The 12,886-nt window shown below is 75.9% G+C and carries 5 protein-coding genes; all 5 read left to right on the forward strand.

What is annotated here, in order from left to right:
• On the forward strand, positions 1–3,602 hold a 3,602-nt coding region (locus tag BU198_RS29575; RefSeq protein ID WP_223245109.1), incomplete at its 5' end, for a condensation domain-containing protein.
• Positions 3,599–10,876, forward strand: a complete 7,278-nt coding sequence (locus BU198_RS29580) for an amino acid adenylation domain-containing protein (RefSeq protein WP_188299922.1) — start codon at positions 3,599–3,601, stop codon at positions 10,874–10,876. The genes BU198_RS29575 and BU198_RS29580, both read left to right, overlap by 4 nt.
• A complete protein-coding gene (locus BU198_RS29585; RefSeq protein WP_188299923.1) occupies positions 10,873–11,076 on the forward strand; it encodes an MbtH family protein in 204 nt (67 codons plus the stop codon). The genes BU198_RS29580 and BU198_RS29585 overlap by 4 nt, the downstream gene beginning before the upstream one ends.
• Positions 11,077–11,079: 3 nt before the next feature.
• On the forward strand, positions 11,080–12,063 hold the full coding sequence (locus BU198_RS29590) for an ATP-binding cassette domain-containing protein (protein ID WP_188299924.1): 984 nt from the start codon (positions 11,080–11,082) through the stop codon (positions 12,061–12,063).
• Positions 12,060–12,863, forward strand: coding sequence for an ABC transporter permease (locus tag BU198_RS29595; RefSeq protein WP_188299925.1), 804 nt, complete (start codon positions 12,060–12,062; stop codon positions 12,861–12,863). Before BU198_RS29590 ends, BU198_RS29595 begins: the two co-directional genes overlap by 4 nt.
• Positions 12,864–12,886: the final 23 nt, after the last annotated feature.

The following is a 12,886-nucleotide window of genomic DNA, read 5'->3' on the forward strand; positions in this document are numbered from 1 at the left end:
CTGCCGTGGGCGGCCCGGGTGCGGCCGGCTCCGCCGCGGGCGGCCCCGCCGGTCCGGCGCGCGGTCCGCGGACCGATCCGGAGCAGACGCTGGGCGCGGTGTTCGCCGAGATCCTCGGCCTCCCCGGAGTCGGTGCGGACGACGACTTCTTCACCCTCGGCGGCGACAGCATCCGCGCCATCGAGGTGGTCGGCGCGGCACGCCGCGCGGGCCTGGTGCTCAGCACCCGCGACGTCTTCACGGGGCGTACGGTCCGCGTCCTCGCCGGGATCGCCCGGCCGGCCACCGGGCGGGCCGGGCAGGATGACGGGCAGGTCGACCCGGTGGGCGTCCTCGACCTCACCCCCATCGCCGCCCGCCTCCAGGAGGACACCGGCTCGACGACCGGCTCCGCCGCCGGCTTCAGCCAGCACATCGCCGTCCGGGTCCCCGCCGATCTGGACGCCGGACGGCTGGCCACCGCACTGCGGGCCCTGATCGACCATCACGACGCCCTCAGGACCCGGCTGACCGAGCCGGCCCCCGGCCTGTGGCAGACGGAGGTGCTCCCGCGCGGCGCGGTGCCCGCCGACGACGGCCTGGTCCTCGCGCTGCCGGACGAGCGGCCGTCCCCGGACCGGCAGGAGCTGCTCCGGCTGATCGACCGGCAGGCCACCGCCGCCGGCCGCCGGCTCGACCCGGCGGCGGCCCGGATGATCCGCACCGTCCTGCTCCCCGCCCCCGCGGCGGAGCCTGGGGAGCGGATCCTGCTCCTGGTCGCGCACCACCTGGTGGTCGACGGGGTGTCCTGGCGGATCCTGCTGACCGACCTGGCGGCCGCCTGCGCCGCCCTCGCGGAGGGCCGCGCACCCGAGCCCCAGCCGGTCGGCACCTCCTTCCGGGCCTGGACCAGGCTGCTGACCGAACGGGCCCGCACCGAGTCGCGCGGACCCGAACTTGCGCTGTGGCAAAGGATCCTGACCGGATCCGACCCGCTGCTCGGCCCCCGCCGGCTGGACCCGGCGCGGGACGTCAGGGCCACCGCCGACACCCTGCGCACCGAACTCCCGCCCGAGGTCACCGGACTGCTGCTGAGCACCGTTCCCGCGGCCCTGCGGGCCGAGGTCAACGACGTGCTGCTGGCCGCCCTGGCGGTCGCCGTCGCGCAGTGGCGGCAGCGGCGCCGCGGCGACGGGACGAGCGGAACGCTGATCGAACTGGAGGGCCACGGCCGCGAGGAGATCGCGGACGGCCTGGACCTGTCCCGCACCGTCGGGTGGTTCACCAGCATCCACCCGGTGCGGATCGATCCGGGCCCCCGGCCCCACGAGGCACTCGGCCGGGCGGTCAAGCTGGTCAAGGAGCAGGTGCGGGAGGTGCCCGAGCACGGAATCGGCCACGGCCTGCTGCGCCACCTCAACCCGCAGGCCGCGCGGCTGCTCGCCGGGTACCCCCGGCCGCAGCTCGGCTTCAACTACATGGGCCGGTTCGACGCCAGGGAGGACGTGCTCTGGTCACCGGTCACCGGTGGCGGCATCGTCGGCACCGGCACGCAGCCGGCGATGCCGCTGGAGCACGTCCTCGCGCTCACCCCGGCGACCGAGGACCGGGCCGACGGCCCGCACCTGGTCGCCAACTGGACCTTCGCCGGCGGGATCCTCGACCGGGAGTCCGTCGCCGAACTGGCCGACGACTGGTTCCGGGCGCTGCGCGCCCTGGCCGAGTACGCCATGGCGCCGGGCGCGGGCGGCGCCACCCCGTCCGACTTCCCGCTGGTCGCCCTGGAGCAGGAGGAGATCGAGCGGTACGAGGCCGAACTGGCCGGGGTGAGCCCCGCGCTCGCTCCGGGGCAGGCGCTCTCGGACGTGCTGCCGCTCACGCCGCTGCAGCGGGGACTGCTGTTCCACCACGAGGCCGAGCGGGACGGGGTCGACGTCTACACCCTGCAGATCGCCGCGGACCTGGAGGGCGAGCTGGATCCCGCCGCACTGCGGGCCGCGGGGCAGACGCTGCTGCGGCGCCACCCGGCGCTGCGGGCCTGCTTCCTTCACCGCGCCTCCGGCGACCCCGTCCAGCTGATCCCGTCCGATGCCGAACTCCCCTGGCGGGAAGTCAATCTGACGCACCTTCCGGAGTCCGAGCGGGCGGCCGAGGCCGAGCGCCTGACCGACGAGGAGCGCACCCGCAGGTTCGACCTGGCCGCACCGCCGCTGCTGCGCTTCACCCTGCTGAAGACTGGGCCGCGGCACTACCGGTTCCTGTGGACCAGCCACCACCTGCTGGTCGACGGCTGGTCGATGCCGATCCTGGTCGGGGAACTGCTCGCGCTGCTCGCCGAGTACACCGAGGGCGCCGAGCGCACCAAGGGCACCGAGCACACCGGCGGCGGCGCGGCCGGAACGCCCGTCGAGCTGCCGGCGCCCGCCCCGCACCGCTCCTACTACGCCTGGCTCGCCGCGCGTGACCGCGATGCGGCCCGTGAGGCCTGGCGGCGGGCGCTCGCCGAGCTGCCCGGCCCGACCCTGGTCGCCCCGGCCGCGACCGGAGCGACGGTGTCCCTCCCGGAGTCGCTGCACCTCGACCTCGACCAGGAGCTCACCGACCGGCTCCTCGCCGCCTCCCGCGGCGCCGGCCTCACCGTCAACACCGTGGTGCAGGGATGCTGGGCACTGCTGCTCGGTGAACTGACCGGATCCCAGGACGTGGTGTTCGGCGCGATCACGGCCGGCCGGCCCGCGGAGGTGCCCGGGATCGAGTCGATGGTGGGCATGTTCCTCACCACGGTGCCGGTGCGCGTCCGGCTGCACCCCGACGCCACGCTCGGCGGCCTGCTGCGCACCCTCCAGGACGAGCGCGCCGAACTCCTGCCGCACGAGCACCTCGGACTGGCCGAGATCCACCGGGCCGCCGGACTCGTCGGAGAGGCCTTCGACACCGTGCTGCTGTTCGAGAACTTCCCGATCGGATCCGGCGCGACGGCGGGCGCCGACGGCGGGGCCGGCGCGGAACCGGTGCGGGTGGTGCGCGCCGAGGCCCGCGACGCCCGGCACCACCCCCTGAGCATGGCGGTACTGCCGGACGGCGACCGGCTGCGACTGCGACTGGACTACCTGCCCGCCGCCTTCCGGCGCGACCGGGTGGCCGCGATCACCGAACGGTTCACCGCGCTGCTGCACGTCGCCGCCACCGCCCCCGACACCACGCTGGCCCGGATGGGCTCGCCGCTGCGGCCGAAGACCGGCGCGGCACCGGCCCCCACAGCGGCCCCGGGCACCCCGAACGTGCCCTCCGCCGCGCCGCGCGCGCCCCGGACCGAGCGCGAGGAGACCCTGTGCGCGGTCTTCGCCGAGGTGCTGGGCGTGGAGCGGGTGAGTGCGACCGACGACTTCTTCGCCCTCGGGGGCGACAGCATCCGGGCCATCCAGGTGGTCAGCCGGGCGCATCTCGAAGGGCTGGCGCTCGAAGTGCGGGACGTCTTCACCGGCCGGACCGTCGCGGCCCTGGCCGAGGTCGCCGACGCGCCCCGGCCGGACCGGGCCGGCGCCGCGGAGGAGCCCCTGCTGGCCCTGGACGAGGACGAACTGGCGTTTATGGAGATCGACTTGAGCGAGGACATGCTGTGACCGGGACGCCGAGGATCGTCGAAGCGCTGCCGCTCTCCCCGCTCCAGCAGGGGCTGCACTACCTCGCCGCCGAGGGAAGCGGCCCCGACCCCTACATCCTCCAGCTGTCGGTGCGGGTCGAGGGGGAGCTGCCCACCGACCGCCTCCGGGCGGCGGCGGCGGAGCTGCTGGGCCGCCACCCGCACCTGCGGAGCTGCTTCCGGCCCCGCCGCAACGGCGAGACGGTGCAGGTGGTCCTGGACCAGGAATCGGTCCGGGTGCCCTGGCGCGAGGCCGATCTGACGGACCTTCCGTACCGGCGGCGCCGGGCCGCGTCCGACCGGATCGCCGACGAGGACCGGCTACAGCGCTTCGACCCGTCCCGGCCCCCGCTGATGCGCTTCACCGCGATCCGTCTCGGCAGGCGCCGCTACCGGCTGCTGTGGTCGGTGCACCACCTGCTGCTGGACGGCTGGTCGATGCCGCTCGCCGCCCGGGAACTGCTCACCCTGGCGGGCCTCGCCGGGCCCGAGGCGCCGCCCGGGCCGCTGCCCGAGCCCGTCCCGTACCGGACGTACCTGCGCTGGCTGGCCGGGCAGGACCAGGAGGCCGCCCGCACCGCCTGGGCCGGGACCCTGGCCGGGCTTGAGGGCCCGCTGCGCCTCGCGCCGCACTCCGTCGGACAGGACGACGGCGCACTGCCCGAGGTCCGATCGGCCTCCCTCTCCCCCGAGCTGACCCGGGCGCTCTCGTCCTGGTGCGCGGCCGAGGGCGTCACCCTCAACTCGGCCGTGCAGGCCTGCTGGGCGGTGGCGCTCGGATACCTGTCCGGCCGCCAGGACGTGGTCTTCGGTACGGTGACCTCCGGCCGGCCGGCCGGACTGCCGGGCGTCGAGACGATGATCGGACTGTTCGCCAACACGGTGCCGGTGCGTGCCGAGGTGCGCCCCGACCACACCGTCGCCGAGCTGATCCGGGCCCTGGCCCGGCAGCAGGTGGACCTGCTGCCGCACACCCATCTGCCGCTCGCCGAGGTCCAGGCCGCGGCCGGCCTGCGCGGCGAACTGTTCGACACCGCGATCGCCTTCCAGAGCTATCCCATGGCCGCGGCCGTGCCGTCCGCCGACGGCGGCGGCCTCGTACTCACCGACCTCCGGGTGCGCACCGCCACGCACTTCGCGCTGGGCCTGACCGTGACGCCGGGCGACGGGCTCGACTTCTCCCTCGCCCACGCGCCCAGCGCGTTCGACGGCGACGGCGCCCGCACGGCCGCCCGGGTGCTGGACCTGCTCGTCGAAACCCTGGAGCGGACGGCCGCGGCCCCCGACACCCTGCTGGCCAGGATCGGCGGGAGCGGTGAGGCCCCGGAGGGGTCCGGCGCCGCCGCCGACCTGCGCGACGACCGCACCCGCGGCACCACCCTGCACGAGCTGTTCCGGTGGCACGCGGACCGGGCCCCGCGGGCGCCCGCCCTGATCGTCCCGGACGAGGACCGGCCGGAGGACCCGGCCGCGGCGCGGACCCTGGACTACCGGCAGCTCGACACCGCGTCGGACCGGCTGGCCGGACAGCTGGCGGCGTCCGGCGCGGGGCCCGGCACCTTCGTGGCCCTGGCCCTGCCGCGCGGCGCCGACATGATCGTCGCGCTGCTCGCGGTGCTCAAGACCGGGGCCGCGTACCTGCCCGTCGACCTGGCCTATCCGCCCGAGCGGATCGCCTACATGCTCGACGACGCCGCCCCCGCCCTGGTGGTCACCACCTCCGCGACCCGGCTGCCGGACGGCTGCGCCGCGCCGCGGGTCGACCTCGACCTGCTGGACTCCCGGCTGCCTCAGGGCCCGGAGATCCCCGTGCACCCGCCCGTCGCGGTCCCCGGCAGCCCCGCCTACGTCGTCTACACCTCCGGATCGACCGGCCGGCCCAAGGGCGTCGTGGTCCCGCACGAGGGCGCCGTCAACCTGGCCGCCCACCACGCCGCACGGCTGGGTGCGGGGCCCGGAGCCAGGGCCCTGCAGTTCGCGTCGTTCAGCTTCGACGCCACGGTGTGGGAGCTGTGCGCCTCGCTCTACACCGGCGGTGCCCTGGTGCTGGCCACGGCGGAGAGCCGGATGTCGGGCGAGGCGCTGGCCCGCCTGGTCGTCGCCCACCGGATCAACCACGCGGTGCTGCCGCCCGCCGTCCTGGCCGGCCTGCCCGAGGACGCCGGACTCCCTTCCGACCTGCGCCTGTCGACGGCCGGCGAGGCGCTGCCGTCGGCGCTGGCCGAACGCTGGTCGGCCCGCGTCGAACTGCGCAACGCCTACGGGCCGAGCGAGACCTCGGTCTGCGCGAGCGTCAGCGAGCCGCTGCACGGCGCGGGCAGGCCGCCGATCGGCACACCGGTCTCGGCCTTCCGGCTGTTCGTCCTCGACTCGGCCCTGCGGCCGGTGCCGGCCGGTGTGGCCGGCGAGCTGTACGTGGCCGGCCCCGGGCTGGCCCGCGGCTACCACGACCGTCCCGGCCTGACCGCCGCCCGGTTCACCGCCTGCCCGTTCGGGCCGCCCGGCACCCGGATGTACCGCACCGGCGACGTGGTGCGCCGGCTGGAGGACGGCGCCCTGGACTACGTCGGTCGCGCCGACCAGCAGGTCAAGCTGCGGGGCTTCCGCATCGAGCCGGGCGAGATCGAGGCCGTGCTCGGGAGCCACCCGTCCGTCGCACAGATCGCGGTGACGGTCCGGGAGGACCGGCCAGGGGACCGCCGCCTGGTCGGCTACGTGGTGCCGCGCGGCGACACCGTCCTCGACCCGGACGCGCTGCGGGCGCACGCCACCGCGGCCCTGCCGGCCCACATGGTGCCCGCCGCCCTGGTCGTGCTCGCGACGCTGCCGGTCACCCCGAACGGCAAGGTGGACGTCCGGGCGCTGCCCGCCCCCGAGCACACCGCCGCCGGACGGCTGCCGGAGACCGCCGAGGAGCGGGAGCTGTGCGCGATCCTCGGCGAGGTGCTCGGCCTCGACCGGGTCGGCGCCGACGACGACTTCTTCGCCCTGGGCGGGCACTCGCTGCTGGCCGCGCGGGCGGCCAACCTGGTGCGGGCCAGGCTCGGCGGCGCGCTGTCGGTGCGGGAGGTGTTCGAGGCCCCCAGCGCCGCCGCCCTGGCCGCCCTGCTCGCCGCCCGCCAGGACCCGTCCGGCGAGGAACTCCGGAAGCTTCCCGAACTCGCCGCGCTGGAGCGGCCGGCCTCGATCCCGCTCTCCCACGCCCAGGAGCGGTTGTGGTTCCTGGAGCGGCTCGGGGTGCCCGACGGGCTGTACTCCATCCCGTTCGCGGTGCGGATGCGCGGGGCACTGGACACCGACGCGCTGCACGCGGCGCTGCGCGACCTGGTCACCCGCCACGAGTCCCTGCGCACCGTCTTCCCGGCCGTCGGCGGCGACGGCACCGGCGCCGAGCAGGTCGTGCTCACCCCGGAGGCGGCCGATCCGCCGCTGTCCCTGGTGGACTGCGCCGAGAAGGAACTGCCGGACGCGCTCGCCGCCGAGGCCGCCCGCGGCTTCGACCTCGCCGCCCGGCCGCCGCTGCGGGCCACGCTGTTCGCCCTGGCCCCGGACGACCACGTGTTCGTCCTGGTGCTGCACCACATCGCGGCCGACGGCTGGTCCCTCGGGCCGCTGTCGAGCGACCTGGCCGAGGCGTACCGGTCCCGGCTCACCGGGCAGACGCCCGCCTTCGCCCCGCTGCCGGTCCAGTACCCCGACTTCACCCTGTGGCAGCGCCGGCTGCTCGGCTCGGAGCAGGACCCGCACAGCGAGCTGTCCCGCCAACTCGCGTACTGGAGCCGGGCACTGGACGACCTGCCGGTCGAGATCGAGCTGCCCTTCGACCGGCCCCGGCGGGCCCTCGCCAGCCACCGGGGCGGCACCGTGCACCTGCCCGTCCCCGCCCCGCTGGTCCGCGCGCTGCGGGCCCTCGCCCGCGACTCCGGGGCCAGCCTCTTCATGGTGGCGCAGGCCGGGCTCGCGGCCCTGCTCACCCGCTACGGCGCCGGCACCGACATCCCCGTCGGCAGCCCCGTGGCGGGACGCGGCGACGCCCGGCTGCACGGCCTGGTCGGCATGTTCGTCAACACCCTGGTGCTGCGCACCGACACCTCCGGCGATCCCTCGTTCTCCGAACTCGTCTCCAGGGTGCGGGAGTTCGACCTGGCCGCCTACGAGAACCAGGACCTGCCGTTCGAGCGCCTGGTGGAGGCCCTCAAGCCGGAAAGGTCGCTGTCCCGCAACCCGCTGTTCCAGGTGATCCTGGACTGCCGGGACGCCGACCCGGTCCCCGACACCGGCACCGAACTGGCGATGGAGCCGCTGCCGGCCGCGGGCGGCACCGCCAAGTGGGACCTCTTCGTCCAGCTGACCGCGGACCCGGCGGCCGACCGGATCGACCTGGCGGTCGAGTACGCGAGCGACCTGTTCGAGGAACGCACCGTGCGGCGCCTCGCCTCCGCGCTGCTGGAACTGCTGGTCTCGGCCACCGACGCGCCCACCCGCCCGCTCTCCCGCCTGGAGGTCCTCACCCCCGGGACCCGGCGCGACCTGCGCGACCTGGGCGAAGGCCCGGTGGAACCGCCCCGCACCACGGTCACCGCCCTGTTCGACGCGCACCTGGCCGCCGCGCCCGAGGCGATCGCCCTGCGGTTCGCCGCCGGAGCCGGGGCCCGCCTCGACGGCGCGCTGACCTACCGCCAGCTCGGCGCCGCGGCCAACCGGACCGCCCGCCATCTCGCCGCCCACGGCGTCGGCCGGGGTGACGTCGTGGCACTGTGCCTGGAACGCGGGCGGGACGCGGTCGTCGCGATGCTGGCGACGGCCCGGCTCGGTGCCGCCTACCTGCCGCTCGACCCGGCCTACCCGGCCGCCCGGCTGCGGCACATGGTCACCGACAGCGGCGCCCGGGTGCTGCTCACCCAGCGGTCCCTGGCCGGGGCGGCGGCGGGCGCGGACCCGGACGGCGGCTGCGCGGCCGTCTGCCTGGACGACCCGCGGACCCGCCGGGAGATCGACGCCCGCCCCGAGGTCACGCCGGACGGCGGGCCCGACCCGGACGACCTGCTCTACGTCATCTACACGTCCGGCTCGACCGGCACCCCCAAGGGCGTCGCCGTCTCCCACCGGGCCGTCGCCCGGCTGGTGCACGGCATGCCCGACCTGGGCTTCGCCCGCACGGACACGTTCCTGTGGAACGCCTCGCCGGCCTTCGACGCCTCGGTGTTCGAGGTGTGGACCCCCCTCGCGCACGGCGCGCGACTGGCGGTGAACCCGCCGGGGCCGGCCGACCCCGAACGGCTCGGCACGCTGCTGCGGGACAACGGCGTCACCGTCGCCCTGCTCACCCCCCGGCTGGTCAACGTCATCACGGACCTCGACCCGGCCTGCCTCGCCCCGCTGCGGCTGCTGCTCACCGGCGGCGAGGCCGTCTCCGCGGAGCACGTGCGCAGACTCCGCCGGGCGCTGCCGGGGACGGCGGTGGTGGACGCCTACGGGCCGACCGAGGCCGCCGTCGTCGCCACCGTCCACCAGGTGCACACCCTTCCGCCGGACGCCGGGTCCGTCCCCATCGGGCGGCCGATCGGCGGCACCGCCGTGTACGTCCTGGACGAGGCGCTGCGGCCGGTTCCGTACGGCGCCGTCGGTGAACTCCACGTGGCCGGTCCCGGACTGGCCCGCGGCTACCTCGGCCGCCCCGGGCTGACCGCCGGACACTTCGTCGCGGACCCGTTCGGTCCGCCCGGAACCCGGATGTACCGCACCGGCGATCTGGTGCGCTGGGACGTGGACGGCCGCCTGGAGTTCACCGGCCGCAGCGACCACCAGGTGAAGGTCCGCGGCTACCGCATCGAGACCGGTGAGGTCGAACGGGCCCTGGCCGCGCACCCGTCGGTCGCCCGGGCCGCGGTCACCGCCAGGGACGACGGCTCCGGGGACCGGCTGCTGGTCGCCTACCTGGTGCCGGCCCCCGACGGCGCCCGTCCGGAACCGGCGGACCTCCGGCGGGACCTGGGCCGGACGCTGCCCGCGCACGCGGTACCCGGCGCGTTCGTGCTGCTCACGGAGCTGCCGCTGACCCCCAACGGAAAGCTGGACACCGCGGCGCTGCCCGCCCCGGTGTCGGCGGGCGCGGCCCCCGCGCTGCCCCGTACACCGGCCGAGCGGGTGATCTGCGCGGCGGCGGCCGAGGTGCTGGGCCGCGCGGCGGTCGGCCCCGACGACGGGTTCTTCGCGCTCGGCGGCGACAGCCTCAAGGCCATCCGCCTGGTGAACGCCGCCGGACAGGCCGGGCTGCGGCTGGACCTGGCCGCCGTCTTCCAGTACCGCACCCTGGCGGAACTGGCCGTGGCGGGTCGCCCCGACGGGTCCGGCGGCCCCGGTGAGTCCGCTCACCCCGGTGCGTCCGGCCGGCCGGACGCGGCCGACGGCCCGCTCGACCTGCTCGCCCCCCTGCTGCCGATCCGGTCCGGTGGAACCCGGGCACCGCTGTTCTGCGTGCACGGCGGCCTGGGCTTCGGCCTGCCCTTCGCCGAACTCGCCCGCCACCTCGACCCGGCGCAGCCGGTCCACGCCCTCCAGGCGCCCGGCCTCGCCCGCGAGCAGACCCCGCCGGCCGACCTGGCCGCGGTCGCCGAGGACTACGTCGCCCGGATCCGCACCGTCCGGCCCAGCGGCCCCTACCACCTGCTCGGCTGGTCCTACGGCGGCATCGTGGCGCAGGCGATGGCCGTCCGGCTGCGCGCCGAGGGCGAGGAGGTCGCGTTCCTCGCCAATCTCGACGCCTACCCGGACTCCGCCCCCGGGGAGCGGCCCACCGACGAGGACTTCCTCAGGGACTTCCTCACCGAGGCGGGCCTCGGCGCCGACGCGCTGCCCCGGCCGACCGTCACGGCCGTCGCGGCCCTGCTCGCCGGGACCGGCGGCCCGCTCGCGGCCTTCGACGAAGCCGCCCTGGCCCGGCTGCTCACGGTCATGCGCGGCAACGTCGACCTGTTCCGCGCCCACACCCCGGAGACCTTCGACGGCGGGATGACCCTGCTGGTCGCCACCGGATCCCTGGACGGGCAGGACATGCGGGTCCGCGCCAAGACCTGGGAGCAGTACGTGACCGGCGGTGTCGACGTCCTCCCGGTGCCCTGCGCCCACGCGGACATGCTGGGCCCCGGCCCGGCCGCCACGATCGGCCGGCTGGTCGAACACCGGCTGGCCGCCCTGCACTCCCCCACAGCCGCCCCCCGTACGACCTCCGACGACCTGGGAGACATGTCATGAGCAACCCCTTCGACAACCCCGAGGGCCGCTTCCTCGTACTGGTCAACGAGGAGGACCAGCACTCGCTGTGGCCGGCCTTCGCGGACCTGCCGGACGGCTGGACCGTCGCGCTCGCCGAGACCGACCGCACCTCCGCCGTCGACCACATCGAGCAGCACTGGACCGACATGCGGCCGCTGAGCCTGCGGAACCGGGGCTGACCGGTGGCCACCGAGAAGGCGATCCTCGCCGAGGGGCTGAGCAAGCGCTACGCCACCCACACCGCCCTGCACGGCATCGACCTGGAGGTGCCGGCCGGGTCGGTGCTGGGCGTGCTCGGCCCGAACGGCGCCGGCAAGACCACCACCGTCCGGATCCTCGCCACCCTCCTGCGACCGGACGGCGGCCGCGCCGTGGTGGCCGGCCACGACGTCTCCCGCGCCCCCCGCGAGGTGCGCCGCAGGATCGGCCTGGCCGGTCAGTACGCCGCCGTGGACGCGCTGCTGACCGGTCGGGAGAACCTGGTGCTGCTGGGCCGGCTGCTCCGGCTCGGGCGACGCGGCGCGGCGGCGCGCGCCCAGGAACTGCTGGACCGCTTCGGGCTGCTGGACGCCGCCGACCGGACGGTGGGCACCTACTCCGGCGGCATGCGCCGCCGTCTCGACCTGGCGGCCTGCGTCGTCGGAGAGCCCGAGGTGCTGTTCCTGGACGAGCCGACCACCGGCCTCGACCCGGTCAGCCGGAACGTGCTGTGGCAGGTGGTGCGCGACCTGGTCTCCGGCGGCGTCACCGTCCTGCTGACCACCCAGTACCTGGAGGAGGCGGACGAGCTGGCCGACCGCGTCGTGGTCATCGACGCCGGCCGGGTCGTCGCCGAGGGCAGCCCCGACGAGCTGAAGCGCAAGGTCGGCACCGACAGCCTGGAGGTGACCGTGGCCCAGCCGGGACAGCTGCAGGCCGCGGCGGCCGCGCTCGCCGCGCTCGGCGGCCGCGCCCCGACCACCCACGAGGACGGCTGCCGGGTCACCGTCCCGCTCGAACACGGGCTGGACGACGTCGCGCTGGCCGCCTCCGAACTGCGGAACCGCGGCATCACCGCCGCGGACTTCCAGGTCCGCAGGCCCTCGCTCGACGACGTGTTCTTCGCCCTCACCGGCGCCGCCGCCCCGACCGGGGCCCCCTCCACGGAAGGAACCGATCAGCCATGACGGCGCTGGGAGCCTACCTGGCCGACACCACGGTCCTGACCGGCCGCCACCTGCGCCACCTGCGCCGGTCGCCGGGCAGGCTGCTGCTGATCACCATGACCCCGGCCGTCATGCTGATCGCCATCGGCTACCTGTTCCGCGGCTCGATCGCCATTCCCGGGGTCTCCTCCTACGAGGACTACATCATGGCCGGGATCGCCGCCCAGGTCGCCCTGGCCGGCGTCGGGCCCACCGCCCTGGGCGTGGCCATCGACCTGCGCGACGGACTGGTCGACCGCTACCGCTCGCTGCCGATCTCGGCCAGCAGCGTGCTGGTCGGCCGCGCCCTGTCGGACATGGTCACCGCGGTGGTCGGGCTGGTGGCCGTCTCCGGCCTCGGTCTCCTGCTCGGCTGGCGCCCGCACGGGGGGCCGGGCCGGATCCTGGCCGGCTTCGCGGTCCTGCTCGCCTTCTCGTTCGTCATGCTGTGGGTCGGCATCCTGCTCGGCACCACCATGCGGAACGTGGAGGCGATCGACGGCACCGGGGCACTGATCCTGGTCGTGCTCTCCTTCCTGTCCAACGCCTACGTCGCGGTGGACGGGCTGCCGGGCTGGCTCCGTCCGGCGGCCGAGTGGAACCCCGTCAGTTCCGTCATCACCGTCTGCCGCGTCCTGTGGGGCAACCAGCCGACCGGGCCCACGGCCGCCGGATTCCCGGCGTCCCACCCCGGGATCGTGGTCGCCTGCTCCCTCGGGATCGTGCTGCTGGCCGTCGTACCCGCCGCGCTGCGCGGCTTCCGGCGGGCCGTCGAGCGGTGATCCCGCGCCGGTGGCGCACCGGA

The organism is Streptomyces sp. CBMA156 (assembly GCF_014596515.1).
GTDB lineage: Bacteria > Actinomycetota > Actinomycetes > Streptomycetales > Streptomycetaceae > Kitasatospora.

Excerpts from the sequence above, each read along its gene's own strand:
- BU198_RS29585 (WP_188299923.1), top strand. The coding sequence starts at position 10,873 with ATGAGCAACCCCTTCGACAACCCCGAGGGCCGCTTCCTCGTACTGGTC.
- BU198_RS29595 (WP_188299925.1), top strand. The coding sequence starts at position 12,060 with ATGACGGCGCTGGGAGCCTACCTGGCCGACACCACGGTCCTGACCGGC.